16 protein-coding genes are annotated in these 18,564 nt (G+C 30.9%); all 16 read left to right on the top strand.

All coding sequences use genetic code 11. The features are described from left to right. Nucleotides 1–30: 30 nt before the first annotated feature. The 16 genes from C0982_RS04385 (at nt 31) to pgsA (ending at nt 18,551) form a co-directional block, all read left to right on the top strand. Nucleotides 31–498: a ribosome maturation factor RimP gene (locus C0982_RS04385; RefSeq protein WP_101772999.1), complete on the top strand. Its 468-nt coding sequence runs from the start codon at nt 31–33 to the stop codon at nt 496–498. A gap of 17 nt (nt 499–515) precedes the next feature. Continuing rightward, nucleotides 516–1,775: a transcription termination factor NusA gene (gene nusA / locus C0982_RS04380; protein ID WP_101772998.1), complete on the top strand. Its 1,260-nt coding sequence runs from the start codon at nt 516–518 to the stop codon at nt 1,773–1,775. A gap of 43 nt (nt 1,776–1,818) precedes the next feature. Next, nucleotides 1,819–2,109: an RNase P modulator RnpM gene (gene rnpM / locus C0982_RS04375; protein ID WP_180946856.1), complete on the top strand. Its 291-nt coding sequence runs from the start codon at nt 1,819–1,821 to the stop codon at nt 2,107–2,109. Next, nucleotides 2,090–2,437 (top strand): L7Ae/L30e/S12e/Gadd45 family ribosomal protein, encoded by a 348-nt coding sequence (locus C0982_RS04370; RefSeq protein ID WP_330399778.1) that lies wholly within the window; start codon nt 2,090–2,092, stop codon nt 2,435–2,437. The genes rnpM and C0982_RS04370 overlap by 20 nt, the downstream gene beginning before the upstream one ends. A gap of 24 nt (nt 2,438–2,461) precedes the next feature. Then, complete coding sequence (gene infB / locus C0982_RS04365; protein ID WP_101772997.1) at nt 2,462–4,402, top strand: translation initiation factor IF-2; 1,941 nt, start codon at nt 2,462–2,464, stop codon at nt 4,400–4,402. Nucleotides 4,403–4,440: 38 nt separating this feature from the next. Beyond that, entirely contained in the window at nt 4,441–4,785 is a 345-nt protein-coding gene (rbfA, locus tag C0982_RS04360) for a 30S ribosome-binding factor RbfA (protein WP_101772996.1), read from the top strand. Nucleotides 4,786–5,077: 292 nt separating this feature from the next. Next, nucleotides 5,078–6,061, top strand: coding sequence for a DHH family phosphoesterase (locus tag C0982_RS04355; RefSeq protein ID WP_101772995.1), 984 nt, complete (start codon nt 5,078–5,080; stop codon nt 6,059–6,061). A gap of 13 nt (nt 6,062–6,074) precedes the next feature. Beyond that, nucleotides 6,075–6,986 (top strand): tRNA pseudouridine(55) synthase TruB, encoded by a 912-nt coding sequence (gene truB, locus C0982_RS04350; RefSeq protein WP_101772994.1) that lies wholly within the window; start codon nt 6,075–6,077, stop codon nt 6,984–6,986. A gap of 9 nt (nt 6,987–6,995) precedes the next feature. Then, the gene (locus C0982_RS04345; RefSeq protein ID WP_101772993.1) at nt 6,996–8,024 is read left to right on the top strand and encodes a bifunctional riboflavin kinase/FAD synthetase; all 1,029 of its coding nucleotides are present in this window, start codon (nt 6,996–6,998) and stop codon (nt 8,022–8,024) included. Nucleotides 8,025–8,202: 178 nt separating this feature from the next. Continuing rightward, complete coding sequence (gene rpsO / locus C0982_RS04340; RefSeq protein ID WP_101772992.1) at nt 8,203–8,460, top strand: 30S ribosomal protein S15; 258 nt, start codon at nt 8,203–8,205, stop codon at nt 8,458–8,460. A 152-nt stretch (nt 8,461–8,612) separates the two neighbouring features. Further along, complete coding sequence (locus tag C0982_RS04335) at nt 8,613–9,458, top strand: DegV family protein (protein WP_101772991.1); 846 nt, start codon at nt 8,613–8,615, stop codon at nt 9,456–9,458. Between the two features lie 27 nt (nt 9,459–9,485). Then, nucleotides 9,486–11,582, top strand: coding sequence for a polyribonucleotide nucleotidyltransferase (pnp, locus tag C0982_RS04330; protein WP_101772990.1), 2,097 nt, complete (start codon nt 9,486–9,488; stop codon nt 11,580–11,582). A 107-nt stretch (nt 11,583–11,689) separates the two neighbouring features. Further along, nucleotides 11,690–13,720 carry a cell wall-binding repeat-containing protein gene (locus C0982_RS04325; RefSeq protein ID WP_101772989.1) on the top strand — a complete coding sequence of 677 codons (2,031 nt, stop codon included), beginning with the start codon at nt 11,690–11,692 and terminating at the stop codon, nt 13,718–13,720. 241 nt (nt 13,721–13,961) lie between these two features. Further along, nucleotides 13,962–15,206: a M16 family metallopeptidase gene (locus C0982_RS04320; protein WP_101772988.1), complete on the top strand. Its 1,245-nt coding sequence runs from the start codon at nt 13,962–13,964 to the stop codon at nt 15,204–15,206. 4 nt (nt 15,207–15,210) lie between these two features. Continuing rightward, on the top strand, nt 15,211–17,748 hold the full coding sequence (locus tag C0982_RS04315) for a DNA translocase FtsK (protein ID WP_101772987.1): 2,538 nt from the start codon (nt 15,211–15,213) through the stop codon (nt 17,746–17,748). Nucleotides 17,749–18,011: 263 nt separating this feature from the next. Further along, complete coding sequence (pgsA, locus tag C0982_RS04310; RefSeq protein WP_101772986.1) at nt 18,012–18,551, top strand: CDP-diacylglycerol--glycerol-3-phosphate 3-phosphatidyltransferase; 540 nt, start codon at nt 18,012–18,014, stop codon at nt 18,549–18,551. Nucleotides 18,552–18,564: the final 13 nt, after the last annotated feature.

Here is an 18,564-nt window from a genome sequence, read left to right as displayed (position 1 = left end):
AATTTCTATCTGAATGGAGGTGCAAGTGCTATGAAAAAAAATATAGCTCAAAGAGTAGAAGAAATAGTTGAGCCTATCACAGAAGAACGTGGATTCGAATTAGTTGATGTAGAATATGTAAAAGAAGCGGGAATGTACTATCTAAAAGTTATTATAGATAGCGAAAGAGGCGTAGGTCTTGAAGAGTGTGAGGAAATCAGCAAAGAAATAAGCCCAATACTAGATGAAAAGAACTTTATAGAAGAAAATTATTTCTTAGAAGTAAGTTCGCCAGGTATTGACAGAATTTTAAAAAGAGATAAAGAATTCAAAAAATATTCAGGTAAAGAAGTAGAAGTGAAATTATATAAAAATGATGAAATTTTGAAAACTAAAAAGATAGAAGCAACCTTAATTGGTTTGGATAGTGATGGAAATATTGAACTTATCTATAATGACAATAAAATAAGTATAAATAGAAAAGAAGTAGCACAAATACGTCTATTAGTGCTATTTTAATAAACGGAGGGAATCTAATGAATGCAGAATTTATACAAGCTCTTGATGAACTTGTAAAAGATAGAGGAATTGATAAAGAAGTTTTGCTTGAAACAATAGAGCAAGCACTTACTTCTGCGTATAAGAAGAACTTTGGTTCGGCTCAAAATGTAAGAATAGATTTAAATAGAGACACTGGTGACATTAAGGTATATTCACAGAGAACTGTTGTAGATGAATCTGATCTATACGATAACTTCTTAGAGATAGAGCTTGCAGAAGCCAGAGAAGTAAACAAAAACTATGAATTAGGAGATGTGCTTGAATATGAAGTTACTCCAAGAGACTTTGGAAGAATAGCAGCTCAAACAGCCAAACAAATCGTAGTTCAAAAAATAAGAGAAGCAGAAAGAGAAATGACTTTCAATGAATTTGTAGAAAAACAAGATGAACTTATTACAGGAGAAATTTCTAGAATTTCAATAAAAGATGGAAAACAAATAGTTTTTGTACAGGTAGGAAAAGGCGAAGGTATTCTACTTCAAAGTGAACAAATACCTGGGGAAGAATACAAAATAGGGGAAACTAAAAAGTTTTATGTGGTGGAAGTTAATAAAACTAATAAAAATCCTCAAATATTAGTGTCTAGAAGCAACATGGGATTGGTAAAGAGATTATTTGAAATGGAAGTTCCAGAAATACAGCAAGGGATTGTTCAAATTAAATCTATATCAAGAGAAGCTGGATCAAGAACAAAAATGGCTGTTAAATCAGTTGATCCAAATATTGATCCAATTGGAGCTTGTGTTGGGACTCAGGGATCAAGAGTTAGAAATGTAGTTGCTGAATTAGGAGATGAAAAAATAGATATAGTAAAATACAATGATGATATTGGTATTTTTGTCGAAGCATCTTTAAGTCCTTCAAAGGTAACAAAAGTATTTGTAGATAAAAAAGAAAAATCAGCAGTTGTCATAGTTCCTGATTATCAATTATCTTTGGCAATAGGTAAAGAAGGGCAAAATGCTAGGTTGGCAGCTCGTCTTACAAATTGGAAAATAGATATAAAACCAGAATCTGACTTTTCAGAAGAGGAAGAAAAAGAGTTAATTGAAAAAATTGCTCTTAACGACAAGTCAATTGAAGAAAAAGAAGAAATAATAGATTTAGATCAAGGCAGTGATTTAGAAGAACAGAAACAAGATGATGTAGAAGTTGAAGAAGAATTTGCTGAAATGGATGATCAAGAAAACACTGATGATATAACTGCTGAAGAAGTAGAGACAATAGAGGAATAAAATCAGTAAAGTATATATTTAATAATTTATTGGGGGTGCGTTTATGATAAAAACAAAAAAAATACCTCAAAGGAAATGCATCGCATGTCAGACTAGAGGGGATAAAAAGGGACTGATTAGAATTGTAAAAAATAAAGAAGGTCAAATTTTTCTTGATCCATCTGGCAAGGCAAATGGAAGAGGTGCATACGTATGTGCTACAAAAGAGTGTCTTGAAAAAGCAATAAAAACAAAAGCACTTAATAGAGCATTTAGAGTAGACGTTGAAGATGATGTGTATTCACATTTGATTGAAGAACTAGAGAAGTATGAGAATGAAGATGAAAATGAATAATGAAATGATCGAAAAAAAGGTGTATTCTTGGTTGGGACTTTGTACGAGAGCAGGAAATTTGGTTTCTGGAGATGATACGACACTGAGATCCTTGAAAAAGGGAGCAGTAAAGCTAGTCATAATTGCAGAGGATGCATCTAATAATACAAAAAAACTTTTTTCTGATAAATGCAGCTTTAGAAATATCGTGTTTTTCGAGTTTGGTAATAAAGTCATGCTTGGTAATTCGATAGGAAAAAGCCCAAGAGCTGTAGTTGGTATATTAGATAAAAATATTTCGATTCAATTAATAAATTTATTAGAAGATAAATCTAAAATTGAAAAATAGGGCGAACTTTAGGAGGTGGTATTTATGACTAAAACTAGCATAAAGCATATTGCCGAAGATTATAACATGAGCGAACAAGAAATCGTGAATAAAATTAATGACTTTGGTATTGAACAAACAGACGAAAAATATCTTGAAGGAGAGGATTTAGAACTTTTCATAGAGATGTTAAATCAAGAGATAAAAGAAGAAAGAGGAAATGTTATCGAGGTAGACAACAAGATAACAGTTCAGGACTTAGCCGAAAAAATGGAAAAATCTGCATCAGAAATAATAATGAAGTTGATGAAGATGGGTACTATGGCTACAATAAATCAAGAAATAAGCTTTGATATTGCTTCTTTAGTAAGTAACGAATATGGATTTTCTCTAATAAAAAATGAGTCTTCAGAATTAGAAGAATTAGAAATAGAATCTTTGATGGATATAGAGGAAGATGATGAAAAAGATCTTGTACCAAGACCTCCAGTAGTTACTGTAATGGGACATGTCGACCACGGTAAGACTTCTCTATTAGATGCTATTAGAGATACAGACGTGATATCAGGAGAAGCTGGAGGAATAACACAACACATAGGGGCTTCCGAAGTAAGAATAAAAGATCATAAAATTGTACTATTAGATACACCTGGTCATGAGGCTTTTACTTCAATGAGAGCAAGAGGAGCACAGGTTACTGACATAGCTATATTAGTAGTAGCAGCTGATGACGGCATAATGCCTCAGACTGTTGAAGCAATCAACCATGCAAAGGCGGCTGGAGTTCCTATTATAGTAGCTATAAATAAAATTGATAAACCTGCTGCAAATCCAGACAAAGTAAAGCAAGAGTTAGCTGATCAAGGGCTTCTTGTTGAAGACTGGGGTGGAGATGTAATTTCTGTTGAAGTTTCTGCAAAGCAGAGATTAAATATAGAAAATCTTTTAGAGATGGTTTTATTAGTTGCTGAAGTAGAAGAATTGAAAGCAAATCCTAATAAAAGAGCAGTGGGGACTGTCATAGAAGCTGAGCTTGATAAAGGAAGAGGACCTGTGGCAACTGTACTAGTGCAAGGAGGAACTCTAAGAGTAGGAGATCCTATAGTAGCAGGTGTTGCTAGTGGTAAAGTTAGAGCCATGATTAACTTTAAAGGTAAAAGAGTAAAGCAAGCTGGTCCATCTACTGCAGTTGAAATTTTAGGACTATCTGAAGTTCCTTCAGGTGGAGATCAATTTGTCGAAGTTCCAAATGATAAAACAGCTAGATTGATTGCAGATAAGAGAAAAGCGATTCAGAGAGAAGAATCTCTAAAAGCTTCATCAAAAATATCTCTAGATGCTCTATTTGAACAGATGAGCGAAGGTCAAGTAAAAGATCTTAACATAGTAATTAAAGCCGACGTACAAGGTTCAGTACAGGCAGTAAAGCAGAGTTTAGAAAAATTGTCAACTGATGAAGTTCAAGTTCAAGTTATTCATGGAGGAGTAGGTGCAATTACTGAATCGGATGTAATGTTAGCATCTGCATCTAATGCCATAATAATTGGATTTAATGTAAGACCAGTTTCAGGGTCTGAGCAAGTCGCTGAAAAAGAATCAGTAGATGTTAGAACATATACTGTTATATACAAAGCTATAGAAGATGTAAAAGCAGCTATGAGCGGATTATTAGATCCAGAATACGTAGATGAAGATACAGGAAAAGTAGAAGTAAGAGAAATTTATAAGATTTCAGGAATTGGTACAGTAGCAGGTTGTTATGTACTTTCAGGAAAAATTCTTAGAAATAGTAAGGTCAGAATAGTAAGAGATGGAATCATAATACATGTTGGAGAGCTAGCAGCATTAAAAAGATTTAAGGATGATGTAAAAGAAGTTGCTCACGGATATGAATGTGGATTGAGTTTTGTAAACTATAATGACGTTAAAGAAGGCGATATAGTAGAGGCATATATTGTAAAAGAAGTTGAAAGAACTTTAGACTAACTCTAAATATTGCTAGACAGTTTGGAAAAGAGGTTAATATGGCTTCAAATAGAATTAAAAGAATTAGTGAAGAAGTTAAAAAGGTTGTAGGCACAATGCTTATAAACGGAATAAAAGACCCTAGAATAACATCTATGATAAGTGTTACAGACGTAGAAGTTACAAATGACTTAAGATATGCATTTGTATATGTAAGCACACTTGGAGGAGATGAAAAAGAATCTCTAGAAGGTCTAAATAGCGCAAGAGGATATATAAGAAGAGAAGTTGGGAAATATGTGAAAGTTAGATATGTTCCAGAAATTATGTTCAAAAAAGATGATTCTATCGAAAGAGGAATGCAGATGGATGAACTTATTAAAAGCGTTAATGAAAAAAAATAATAAAAGTATATTGATATAACAAATTTGAGTATTTGTTTAAATCAAATAAATCAATGCCCCTATGAGCTAGTTAAGTTATAGGGGCATATTTATGGGTATATTTTTATAAATAGTTAACAATTTGATGTGATAATCTTCATTTTGTTGTATAATAAATGATGTCAGTACTATTTATTGACATTATTTATCTATTAGTAAAATCATTATATGTGTTTTAAAGTAACTCTTATAGGGATTTTTCTAATAGATAAATGATAATTTTATAAATATAAGTATTTAAGGATGTGAAATAATGATTAATATAAAAGAAATCAATGATATACTAGATTTTATTGAAAAAAATGACAACTATATAGTTACTTCTCATGAAAATCCTGATGGAGATAATATTGGATCTTCGTTAGCTATGTTTCGTTTTCTTGAAAAATTAGGAAAGCGAGTTTCATATGTATTGGATGATGAATATCCTAATAATTTAATGTTTTTGTATGAAAAAGAAATTAAGAAGAAATCATATCAGGTGAATGATAGAAATCAAGTAATAATAGCATTAGATGCAGGAGATTATACGAGATTAAATATAGACATAGATATATTAGAAAAAAGTAGAGGTATTATATGTGTAGATCACCATGTTACAAATGGTGAGTATGGATTTTTAAAATTTATAGACTCTGATATGTCTTCCACTTCAGAGATGGTATATGAAATAATTTCAGAATATGAAAATAGACATGAAGTTAAATTAATCGATGAAAAAATAGCAACTGCTCTATATACAGGATTAATTACTGATACTGGTAATTTTCAATATTCAAATACATGTCCGTCATCATTTTTAATGGCATCAAATTTAATAGAGCGTGGTGCAGATAAAATAACAATTATAGAAAATATTTACCAAAATAATTCTCTAAATTTTTACAAATTGCTAGGAGAAACTCTAGAAAATTTAGAAGTAATCGATGATAAAATATCAATAGCTACAGTGACAAAGGAAATGATTGATAGAAACTCATTAAAATATGATGATATAGATCCAATCACACCATATACTAGAGATATCGAAGGTGTAGAATTAGGTATATTCATTAAAGAAAAGCAAATGGGCGAAATAAAAGTGAGTTTTAGATCAAAGAGATATGTGGATTGTACAAAGCTTGCAAAAGAATTTGGTGGTGGCGGCCACGTTAGAGCTTCTGGTTGTACGATAAAAGATGTAGACACTAAAATAGCTAGAATGATGATTTTAGAAAAAGCTGAAAAATATATATAAGTAAGGTAAGGTTATGGATAGAATATTTAATATAAACAAGCCAAAAGGAATGACATCTCATGATGTTGTATACAAAGTAAGAAAAATTCTTGGTATGAAAAAAGTAGGCCATACAGGAACTTTGGATCCTGATGCAGAAGGAGTATTGCCTATATGTGTGGGAAGAGCTACAAAGGTGAGTGATCTTATACTGAATAAAGACAAGGCATATTCATGTGAAATGACAATAGGAATAGAAACTGATACATATGATTCATCTGGAGAAGTAGTATACAAAAAAGATATAAGTCATATTACAGAAGAAGAAGTTTTAGAAGCAATAAAATCTCAAATGGGATTAATAAATCAACTCCCACCTAAATACTCCGCACTAAAGGTAAACGGAAAAAGAATGTGTGATCTTGTCAGGAGCGGAAGGGAAAGTGAAATTAAAATAAAACCACGACAAATTGAAATAAAGAAAATTGAAGTGAAAAATATTGATTTTCCTACGATTTCTTTCGAAGTTTTATGTAGTAAAGGAACTTATGTAAGGAGTATCTGCCACGATATAGGTGAAATATTGGGTGTGGGTGCACATATGTCTGACTTAAAAAGGATACAAAGTGGAATTTTTAAAATAGATAAAGCGATTACTCTTGAAGAGTTAGAAAACTATAAGAGTAAAGGTTTATTGTGTGAAAATAGTTACTCAATCGAAGAGGTATTAGGAGAATTTCCTTATATAATTTTAAAAAATAATGCTGTGAAGTACTATACTAATGGTGGTATAATACAATCTTATAGATTTGAAGAGTATACTTTTACTGACAGCGATGTTCAAGCAAGAGTATATTCAAATGAAGGTTTTATAGGAATTGGAAAAATTATAAGAAAAGAAAAAGAAATAAGTGTAAAGAGTGAAAAATTATTTAAATTAGAGTAAGGTGGTAAAATGATAGTATTTAATAGTATAGAAGAGATTAATATTCCATTTGATACATGTGTTACAATTGGAAATTTTGATGGAGTACATATAGGACATCAAGTACTAATAAAAAAAGCAGTTGAGTATTCAAAAAAACATAATTTAAAAAGCGTAGTTTTTACATTTTTAAACCACCCAGTTAATTATTTCAAACCAGGATATTTAAAAAATTTAATAACACCGGAAGAAAAGAGAAAAATAATTGAGCAATTAGGTGTAGATGTATATGTATGTATTACGTTTGATGAAAAAATGACAAAAATAAATGCAAAGGAATATGTTGAGAAGATAATTATAGAAAAGCTTAACTCAAAAATGATGATAGTCGGTCATGACTTCAGCTTTGCTAAACAAAAAGAGGGTAATCCGGAATTATTGTGTGAATATGGGGAAAAATTAGGGTTTGGAGTTGAAGTTGTCACACCAGTATTACTAAATGGAGAAAGAATAAGTTCAACAGCTATTAGAAAATATATTTCAGAAGGCGATATGGTGTCTGCTCAACACCTATTAGGAAGGTATCATGCAGTAGAAGGAGTAGTTGTAAAAGCTAGGCAAATAGGACGTACAATTGGATTCCCAACGGCTAATATAGTTCCAGATAAAGATAAAATAATACCGCAAAAAGGCATATATGCGACATTAGCTGTAGTAGATGGAGAAGTTTATTGTGGAGCAACTAGCATTGGAACAAATCCAACAGTAAATGGTAAAAAACTATCTATTGAGACTTACATACTTGATTTTGATAAGACTATATACGGTAAAACATTGAGGATAGAATTTATAGAAAAAATGAGAGATGAAATAAAGTTTGAAAGTAAAGACGAGTTAAAAAAACAGCTTATCAAAGATGAAAATTATGTTAGAACTGAATATGTAAAATATTTAGAAAGTCATATAAAAGTTGATTGCGAATACAATGAAAAGATAAATACAATTAGAGAATTGCATAATGTAAAAATTAAAAATAAATTTGAAAAAGAATCTGTATAAAAGTAGATGAAATATAGTGATATATTCAGCTAAATTAAAAAAGAACTTAATTTTAAAATATATTTGAATAAATAAAAATAATATGATATAATGGTAAAGGTTTTAACCTTAGCGAGGCTTTAGGATTCTCCATTCAAAGCTTGGCTAAAGGCGATTACATAATATTAGGAGGAAGAAAATGATAAACAAAGAACAAATAATGAAAGAATTTGGAAGAAAAGAAGGAGATACTGGTTCTCCAGAAGTACAGATAGCTTTATTAACAGCTAGAATCAATGATTTAAACGGACACTTAAAGATCCACAAGAAAGATCACCACTCAAGAAGAGGTCTATTAAAGATGGTTGGTAGAAGAAGAAATCTATTAGCTTACTTAAAGAAAAATGATCTTGAAGGATACAGAGCTCTAATAGCTAAGTTAGGTTTAAGAAAATAATTCTTTTTTGGCAGATATGAGATTATCATATCTGCCATTTTGTAGTTTTTAAGCAATTTATCTTAAAAACTATTTTTATTCTCCAAATTATGATAAAATAGTAATATTGAGTATATAAAATATTAGTGAAACGCATGCTAGGAGGTATACATTTGGACATAAAAATAATTTGTGATAGCTTATGTGATATTCCTGATGAAATATCAGCCAAGGAGTATCTAGAAGTTATTCCATTGACACTGATTATGGATGGTAAGGAATACAGAGATGGCATAGACATAACTAAAGAAGAATTTTATGATATGGTATCTAAAACCAATGAAATTCCGAAAACATCACAGGCTACTTATATGCAATTTAAAGAAGTATTTGATAAGTATATTAGCGAAGGCAAAAAAATTATATGTATGACAGGATCTTCAACTGCTACAGGTACATTTCAAAGTGCTACTCTAGCAAAGGGAGATACAGAAGGTGAGATATATTTATTTGATACTAAGCAACTATCACTAGGCGCTGGTCAATTAGTTGTAAGAACTAGTCAAATGCTTGAAGAAGGAATGAGTTATGAAGAAATAAAAGAAAATCTTGAAAACATAAAAGATAGTGCACAGATACTATTTGCACCGGCATCTTTTGATTTTCTTAAAAAAAGTGGAAGAGTTCCACTAACAACAGCCGTAATTGGTAACATGTTGAATATTAAGCCTATTTTTAAAATGGCAATGGGTGAAATAAACCTAGATGCAAAGGTAAGAGGGGTAAAAAAGCTAGTTACAAAAATGGTTGATTTAGTAGATGAAAGAATTGGTAGCGATCCAAGTGACGTAACAATTCTAATTGGGCGCGGAAGTAATGAAGAAAACTTCTTGAAGTTAAAAGAAGAAGTTGAAGCAAGGTTAAAAGATAAAGTGAAAAAAATATATTCTGTAAAAGGTGGAGCTTGCGTTTGCTCTCATACGGGTCCAGATATAATTGCAATAAGCTTTTCTAAGTAATATATATAGGTAATTGAGGAGGAAACTATGTTTGAACATAGAATTTTTGAAACAGAGTTAGCTGGAAGAAAGTTAACTGTTGAAATAGGTAAGATATGTGAAATGACAAATGGTAACTGTATAATTAGATACGGGGACACAATGCTAATGGTGAATGCTACAAAGTCATCTAAGCCAAGAGAAGGAATAGACTTTTTCCCATTAAGCGTAGATTTTGAAGAAAAATTATATTCTGTTGGTAAAATACCAGGAGGATTTTTAAAGAGAGAAGGTAAGCCTTCTGAGAAAGCTGTATTAACATCAAGATTAATAGATAGACCAATCAGACCATTATTCCCAGAAGGGTTTAGAAATGATGTACAAGTAGTAGCAACAGTATTATCTGTAGATCAAGACTGTACACCAGATATAGTTGCGATGATAGGTTCTTCTATAGCATTATCTATATCAGATATTCCATTTAATGGACCAACTGGATCTATACTTGTAGGTCTTATAGATGGAGAATTTGTTGTAAACCCTAATCAAGAAGAAAGAGAAAAGAGTGATCTTCATTTAGTTGTTTCTGGTACTAAAGATGCTGTAATGATGGTAGAAGCAGGCGCTGATGAAGTTGAAGATGAAGTAGTGTTAGAAGCTATTTTATTTGCTCACAAAGAAATTGTAAAAATTGTTGAATTTATTGAACATATAGTAGAAGAAGTTGGTCACGAAAAGACTGATGTAAAACTACATCTACCTTCAGAAGAAATAGTTGAGCTTGTTGATGCATTTGCACGAGAAAAAATGAGAGAAGCTGTTAAAACAGTAGAAAAAGTTGAGAGAACAGAAAAAATGGATGCAGTAAGTGAAGAAACACTATCACATTTTGAAGAAACACTAGAAAACTTTGATGAAGTAGCTGGAGATATTGAAGATACTCTTCATGCTATTATAAAAGATGAAGTCAGAAGCTTGATTGTAGATGAAAATGTAAGACCAGATAATAGAGCCCTTGATGAAATTAGACCGATATGGTGTGAAACAGGAATTATACCTAGAACTCATGGATCTGCTATATTCACTAGGGGGCAGACTCAAGTTTTAAATGTAACTACATTGGGTGCTCTAGGTGATGTTCAAAAACTTGACGGATTAGATGAAGAAGAAAACAAGAGATATATGCATCACTACAATTTCCCTTCTTATTCTGTTGGAGAAACTAGACCTTCTAGAGGTCCTGGTAGAAGAGAAATAGGACATGGAGCTCTTGCTGAAAGAGCATTGTTGCCAGTTATTCCATCTCAAGAAGACTTCCCATATGCTATAAGACTAGTATCTGAAGTATTGAGTTCAAATGGTTCTACTTCACAGGCATCAGTTTGTTCTTCAACACTATCTTTATTAGATGCAGGTGTTCCTATTAAAGATATGGTTGCAGGAATAGCGATGGGTCTTATAAAGCACCATGATAAAGTTGCAGTTTTATCTGATATACAGGGAATGGAAGACCATTTGGGCGATATGGACTTTAAGGTTGCAGGTACAGAAAAGGGGATTACAGCAATTCAGATGGATATAAAAATAGCTGGAATTGATGAATCTGTATTGAGACAGGCCCTAAAACAAGCTAAAGAAGGAAGAATACATATTCTTAATGAAATGAAAAAAGAAATAACTGAGCCTAGAGAAGAACTTTCTCCATATGCTCCAAAGATTGTTAAGATGCAAATTAATCCAGACAAGATAAGAGATGTTATTGGACCTGGTGGTAAAATGATAAATAAAATCATTGATGAGACAGGCGTAAAAGTAGATATAGAACAGACAGGAGAAGTATACATAGTTGGAGTAGAATCAGACATGATTAAGAAAGCTATTGATATGGTATCTGAAATAGTAGCAGAAGCAGAAGTTGGCAAAGTATACAATGGAATTGTTACTAGAATAGAAAAATTCGGTGCTTTTGTAGAAATATTACCAGGAAAGCAAGGATTATTACATATATCTCAAATATCAAATTCAAGAATTGATAAGGTAGAAGATGTTTTATCTATTGGTGACAAAGTAGATGTAATGGTTACTGAAATAGATGATAAGGAAAGAATAAACCTTTCAATAAAGGCAATTAAAAATAATAAGTAATTATTAAAAACAATAAATAATTATTAAAAACCAGTGAAAAATTGATTTTCGCTGGTTTTTTTGATATTATAGTCTAATATGTTTTATTGAGTACACAAGGAGGTTGCATGAGTAAATTAAATTTAAATAACAACAAGATATTATCAAAAGTAAGATATATAACTATAATATCTTCTTTTATAGCTGTATTAACTAGCGTAAATGCAGATGCAATAAGCAATAGAGTAGCAGGAGTTGATAGATATGATACCTCAGTCGAAATATCTAAGCAAATTGATATTGAAAATGGGAGCATAGTGATAGCGAATGGAGATTCCTATGTTGATGCTCTTTCAGGAAGTATATTGGCTAATTCAACTGAAGGAAGAATACTACTATCTAAGAAAAATCAACTACCGAAGACAGTTGATAATGAGATAAATAGAGTAAAGCCTAATATAATATACATTCTAGGTGGAGAAAATAGTATATCTCATGATTTAGAAAACGAAATAACTAACAAGGGATACAATGTTGTCAGGATACAGGGTCGAGATAGGTATGAAACATCTGAAAAAATAGCATGGGAAATAATTAGAATCAATCAAGTAGAAAAAATAGCAGTCACAAGCAATGAGGCAGATACTGTCAGTGCATCGCCATATTGCGGAAATGATGTTCCGATAGTATTAGTTGATAAGAAAAATCCGAATTTAGATTTTTTAAATGAAAATTCTGACAAGGATAAAGTAGTATTTGGTGGTGTAAACTCGATTAGTGAAAAAATATATAATTCTTTAGGTGCAAAGCAAAGGATTAGCGGAGAAGATAGATATAAAACCGCTTTGGAAATAGCAAAAACATCTAATAAAAAATCGGTATTTATAGTGAATGGAAGAAATCTTGTAGATGCACTTTCTGCAGGACCTCTTGCATATAAAAAGGATTCTAATATTTTATTAATCGATGAAAAATCGAATAATAATTACATATCTGAATATATAAAAAAACAATATGGTGATTTAGTAACTTTAATAGGTGGTAAAAACAAAGTCCCGGATAATATTGTAGGAAGTGGCAATGAAAATACTTCAGAGGATAAAGTAGAGGTAAAACCAACAGATAGAACTACAATGCAATATTGGGATTTTTATAATAAATATAGTGATGAAATTATTTTAAATGAAAATGAAATAAATGAAATTAATAAATATAATATAAAAGAATCCAATTATCTAAATAATCTTAGAAATATAGGAATTGAAAAGGGTGTAATATCAAAAAGAGTAGTAATGAAAAAATCTCCAGATAAAAATACAAGCAAGGATCCATCAACATTTAACGACTATTCAGCACTCACAGGTCTTTTTCCTTGGGATGAAATATCAATAATAGAATACAACAAGGATAAAACATGGGCTTACGTATATTCAATCGATTATAAGGGGTGGATACCAACCTCTTCAATAATGAAAGTCGAACAGAAAAAAATAGATGAGATCAAAGAAGGAGAGTTTATAACATTTATTGATAAGCAAATTAAATTAGATGATGGATACACCATTGATATGGGAACATACTTGCCTATTATAAAAGAAGAAGGGGAATATTTTATAGCGCAAATACCAGTGTCAGGCTCTAAATATAATACGAAAGAAATAAAAATTCATAAGTCAAAGGCAGTTAGAGGATATATGGAGTTTACCCAGAAAAATATAATTTCTCAAGCTCTTAAATTTCAAGGAGAAAAATATGGATGGGGGCATAGTAATAACACGAGGGATTGTTCTGGATTTATAAGAGATGTATATAGGAGTTTTGGTTTGGTGATGGCCAGGGATACATCTGCCCAGCCTAATGATATAGTAGGAAAGGGAATTGATTTTTCAAAAGCAAGAAGTCAAAAAGAAAAGGAAAATCTTCTTATAAATCAAAGACCGGGTACGGCTTTATATATGGAAGGTCATGTGATGATGTATTTAGGTGTGGATGAAAAAAGTAGACCTATGATGATTCATCAATATGGAACGGCTTATATGGATGGTAAAAAAGTGAATAAATTTAAAACGGAAATAAGTGATGTTAATCTAAAAACAACAAGATATAAGATTTTTTTAGAATGTGTATATTCAGCTAAGGATTTTCAGAAGCTAAAATAATTGATATATTGCTAACTTAAAATATGATAAAATAATTATAATATGATAAAGCTATTATATTTAAACAGTTATGAGTAAAGAGCTAAACATTAACGACTTAGCTCTTTACTTATTTTAAGAAATAGGCATTTTAAATAGAAGGCTTTTTATCAGCTAAAATTAAGATAATTATAGTAAAATATGTTATAATTAGCAAGGTGTGTTAGGAATTAGCACTACATGTGCTAGAGAGGTGAAAATAGTGGTAAAGTATAAAACTTTAAAAAATGGTCTTAGGATAGTTGGAGAGGAACTTCCATATGTGAGGTCAATCTCACTAGGGATTTGGATAGATGTAGGCTCTAGATTTGAATCTGAAGAGCAATCAGGTGTGTCTCATTTTATTGAACATATGTTATTCAAAGGAACAAAAAATAGAAGTGCTATTGAAATAGCAGAATCTATAGAAAATTATGGTGGATGGATAGAAGCGTATACAACGCATGATGACACCTGTTATTATGTGAAAATGCCTTCGAATCATATTGATACAGGTATTGACGTACTGTCTGATATAATGAAGAATTCTTTATTTGATAAAAAAGAAATTGAAAAAGAAAAAACGGTTATTCTTGATGAGTTAAGAATGTATAAAGATTCTTCTGAAGATTACTTATATGAAGAGTTGACAAAAAGAGTATATAATAACAAAGGTGTAGGAAAGAAAATATTAGGGTCAGAAGATAACATTAAGGCAATTACTAGAGAAAAGCTTACCTCTTTCTTTGATACACATTATGTAGCTAATAACGCCGTAATAGTAGTGTGTGGTAATTTTGAATTCGAAGAAATGGTAAAAAAAATAGAAGAAAAATTTTCAAGCTGGAAAAGCAATGATATAAAAACAACGCGTGAAAATCAAGAATTTTTATCCGTTAAATATATTGAAAACAAAAATGATGAACAGTCTAATATAGCTATTTTATTTAAAGCACCTAATGACGAGAATAAGAAAGACTTTTATGCAGTAAAACTTTTGGCAGATATAGTGGGAGGATCTTCAAGCTCTAGATTATTTCAAAATATAAGAGAAAAACAGGGGTTGACATATAATATTTATGCAGATGAAACATATTATTTTGATGATGCAGAATTTGGGATATATTCAACTGTTGCACCGGAAAATTTAAAAGAAGTATATGACTTGATAATGAATGAGATTGATGATTTGAAAAATAACTATGTTTCAAAAGAGGAACTTTCATTTGCAAAAGAAAAATACAAGGGCTCAATATATATGGAGCTTGAAGATACAGAAGATAGATTGCAATTTATAGGCGAAAGTGAAATTAGAAAAGCTAAGTTTATGGAAAATGATGAAATAATAAAAATGATAGATAGTATAGATTTAGACTATATGAAAAACATAATGGATAGTATATTTAAAGGTCCTATGGCAGTAGGGATAACAGGAAAATCTGCTAATGAAATAATGAATACGAGGTGATAAGATGTCTACTAGAAGCCCAAATAGGCAACAGCAAAGCAGACGTCCAGGTGCTAAAAAACCATCTGGAGCAAGAAACAGAAAACCTAAAAATGTAGAAAAAAAGGGAATAAGAATAAATAAAGAGTATCATAACTTAATAATAATATTTTTGGGTATGTTTTTTATATACGGACTTATGTCTAGTTCACCAGCTTTATTACCTAAAATAATAAAAACTATATTTAAAGGAACTCTTGGAGGTTTGGCAATTTTGGCTCCGATTTCAATGATTATAGTTGGATTTTTAGGATTAATTGATGGTAACAAAAAAATAGATAAAATAAGAAAAACTAAATTATTTTACTTTTTAATATTACTTTTGGTTATATATTATGGACTTATTAATTATGCCCAAATACCGACAGAAAGCCCGACAAGTACAATAGTTCTACAAGATACGATAAAAATGGGAGTAACAAGAGAGGGTATGGGATTGATACCTTCAGTAATTACTTATTATTTTACACATGTATTTGGACTTGTAGGAGCATGGTTGATAACAATTTTTGCAACGATAATATCTATGCTTAGCATTTTTGATGTGTCAATTGGAGATTTGATAAATCTGATAAAAAAACCAAAAGAAGGAAAAGCAAATATTCTTTCTAAATTCAAATTTTTTAAGAAGAAAGAAAATGATGATTATACGGATGATACTACAATTATCAATAAAACAGGATTTTTTGAAAAGATAAAAGATAAATTCTCAAAAGATAAAGAAGAAGTTGGATATGAAGAAGATGATGGAGATAAGACCATAAAAATAGTTGGATTCAATAAAGCTGATGATGATTATTTGGAAATATTAGAGGGTACTCAGAGCCTTTCAGATTTAGAAGTACTTCAGAAGCTTCAAAATGAAGAACCGGTTATTAATGGTTTAGTATCAGAAGAAGATGTTAATAATCTAGAAGAAGATATAAATGAAAAACAATCATTTCCAAATTTTGAAGAGTCATATAAGCCAGCAGAAAAATCATTGGATTCTACAAAAGTTAATAAAAAAAATAATATTGGAGTGTCTTCAGAAAATGGGAATTTTATCTCCTTGGATGAGAGTGAGGCATTTAGAGAAAATGAGCATATAAAATTTGCAAATTATAAGAAACCATCTCCAACATTATTAAATAAAATAGTTAATAAAAATGATAAAAGGTCAAAGCAAAAAGTATTAGAAAATGCGAAACAATTAGAGCAAACACTTAGAGATTTTGGAGTAGACGCATCTATAAATCAAGTAACTGTAGGACCTACTATTACACGTTATGAAATTCAACCGAAACCTGGAGTGAAAGTAAGTAAGATAGTAAATCTAACAGATGATATAGCTCTTAGCTTGGCTGCAAAAAGCATAAGAATGGAAGCCCCAATACCTGGGAAAAGTGCAATTGGTATTGAAGTTCCAAACTATGAATCTCAAATGGTAAGTATTAGAGAAATAATAGAAAGCAAAGAGTTTCTTTCGTTTAAATCTCCTTTAGCTATGGGATTAGGAAAAGATGTTTCTGGAAAAATAATTATAGGCGACATATCAAAAATGCCACACTTACTTATTGCAGGTTCTACTGGATCAGGTAAATCAGTTTGTGTTAATACTCTTATAACGAGTATCCTATATAAAGCAAAACCAGATGAAGTTAAATTAATGCTGATAGACCCGAAGGTTGTTGAACTTTCTAATTACAATGGTATACCTCATTTGTTAGTACCAGTTGTAACAGATCCTAAGAAAGCAGCAAATGCACTTGCATGGGCTGTCACTGAAATGAATAGAAGGTACAAACTTTTTGCAGACATGCAAGTAAAAGATGTGACTAGTTATAATGAAAAATCAGATAATCCACTTCCTAAAATTGTAATAATAATTGATGAGTTAGCTGATTTGATGATGGTAAGTGCAAATGAAGTAGAAGACTATATTGGAAGGCTCGCTCAAATGGCTAGAGCAGCTGGTATGCATTTAATAGTAGCTACTCAAAGACCATCTGTAGATGTAATTACCGGTGTAATAAAAGCTAATATACCTTCTAGAATAGCCTTTGCTGTATCATCACAAACAGATTCAAGAACTATTATAGACATGGGTGGAGCTGAAAAACTTCTAGGAAAAGGAGATATGTTATTTTATCCTTTAGGAGCGGCAAAACCAGTAAGATTACAAGGTGCCTTTATTTCTGAAGATGAATCTGAAAAGATCATAGATTACGTAAGAGAAGAAGGTGGTACTAATTTATATGCTAATAATATAGAAGAATCTATAGGTAAAATTAGAACTGAAAAAGATGATGAAACTGATGAAATATTATCGGATGCAATAGAATTTGTAGTTTCTAATGGACAAGCATCTGCTTCAATGCTTCAAAGAAAGTTTAAAATAGGCTTTAATAGAGCCGCTAGACTTATTGACGATATGTATGAAAGAGGTATTGTTGGACCAAGCGAAGGAAGTAAACCAAGAAAAGTTTTGATATCTGAAGAAGAATTAAAAGAACTAGAATAAATATAAAAAGCTCACGGGTAAAACTCGTGAGCTTTTTTATTCATATGTTGAATTGGAATAATTAATTTAATTCTTTTATAAATTATTTATACATATAAAAATGTTAAATTAATCGCTTAAATATATTACAAAAACTCAATATAAAAATAAAAAGATTTGATATTTTAAATTGATTGATATAAAAGAAAACTTATGTAGTATAATATATATATGAAATTATAAAATTAATACTTTTAAATAATGTATTTAGGGAGGAGAAATATATGAATTTACCTAATAAACTTACAGTTTTTAGAATATGTATGGTTCCTTTGCTTGTAATAGCAATGAATTTACCGATAGGAGGTAAGTACTTAATATCTTTGATAATATTTATCTTAGCTTCTGTGACAGATGCTCTAGACGGATATCTAGCTAGAAAATACGATCTTATAACTGATTTTGGGAAATTTATGGATCCATTGGCTGACAAGATATTAGTTATAGCGGCGCTTGTATGCATGGTGCAAGCGAATATAGTAGCTGATTGGGTTGTAATAATAATAGTAGCTAGAGAATTGGGAGTAAGTATTATGAGGGCCATTGCTGCAGCTGATGGGAACGTAATATCAGCCGGGAATAGTGGAAAAATAAAAACTATTGTACAGATGTTTGCGATTATTTTCTTAATGTTAGGATCGCACATAGGAGGAGGCATTGTACTTACAGCAGGTAATGTGCTTATATATATAGCTGTAGTACTGACTATATACTCAGGATATGAATACTTTTCTCAAAATAAAGATTTATTTAAAGATATGTAGTTTAGATATAAGT

This window comes from Peptostreptococcus faecalis, from assembly GCF_900240845.1.
Taxonomy (GTDB): Bacteria; Bacillota; Clostridia; order Peptostreptococcales; family Peptostreptococcaceae; genus Peptostreptococcus; species Peptostreptococcus faecalis.
The sequence above is the reverse complement of the archived record's forward strand: the minus strand, read 5'-3'. Positions and strand labels throughout refer to the sequence as shown.

Bases quoted from the DNA above. Each gene is read 5' to 3' on its own strand.
- pgsA (WP_101772986.1), top strand. From the start codon at position 18,012: ATGAATTTACCTAATAAACTTACAGTTTTTAGAATATGTATGGTTCCT.
- C0982_RS04355 (WP_101772995.1), top strand. From the start codon at position 5,078: ATGATTAATATAAAAGAAATCAATGATATACTAGATTTTATTGAAAAA.
- C0982_RS04370 (WP_330399778.1), top strand. From the start codon at position 2,090: ATGAAGATGAAAATGAATAATGAAATGATCGAAAAAAAGGTGTATTCT.
- nusA (WP_101772998.1), top strand. From the start codon at position 516: ATGAATGCAGAATTTATACAAGCTCTTGATGAACTTGTAAAAGATAGA.
- rnpM (WP_180946856.1), top strand. From the start codon at position 1,819: ATGATAAAAACAAAAAAAATACCTCAAAGGAAATGCATCGCATGTCAG.
- C0982_RS04345 (WP_101772993.1), top strand. From the start codon at position 6,996: ATGATAGTATTTAATAGTATAGAAGAGATTAATATTCCATTTGATACA.
- C0982_RS04315 (WP_101772987.1), top strand. From the start codon at position 15,211: ATGTCTACTAGAAGCCCAAATAGGCAACAGCAAAGCAGACGTCCAGGT.
- pnp (WP_101772990.1), top strand. From the start codon at position 9,486: ATGTTTGAACATAGAATTTTTGAAACAGAGTTAGCTGGAAGAAAGTTA.
- infB (WP_101772997.1), top strand. From the start codon at position 2,462: ATGACTAAAACTAGCATAAAGCATATTGCCGAAGATTATAACATGAGC.
- C0982_RS04385 (WP_101772999.1), top strand. From the start codon at position 31: ATGAAAAAAAATATAGCTCAAAGAGTAGAAGAAATAGTTGAGCCTATC.
- rpsO (WP_101772992.1), top strand. From the start codon at position 8,203: ATGATAAACAAAGAACAAATAATGAAAGAATTTGGAAGAAAAGAAGGA.
- truB (WP_101772994.1), top strand. From the start codon at position 6,075: ATGGATAGAATATTTAATATAAACAAGCCAAAAGGAATGACATCTCAT.
- rbfA (WP_101772996.1), top strand. From the start codon at position 4,441: ATGGCTTCAAATAGAATTAAAAGAATTAGTGAAGAAGTTAAAAAGGTT.
- C0982_RS04325 (WP_101772989.1), top strand. From the start codon at position 11,690: ATGAGTAAATTAAATTTAAATAACAACAAGATATTATCAAAAGTAAGA.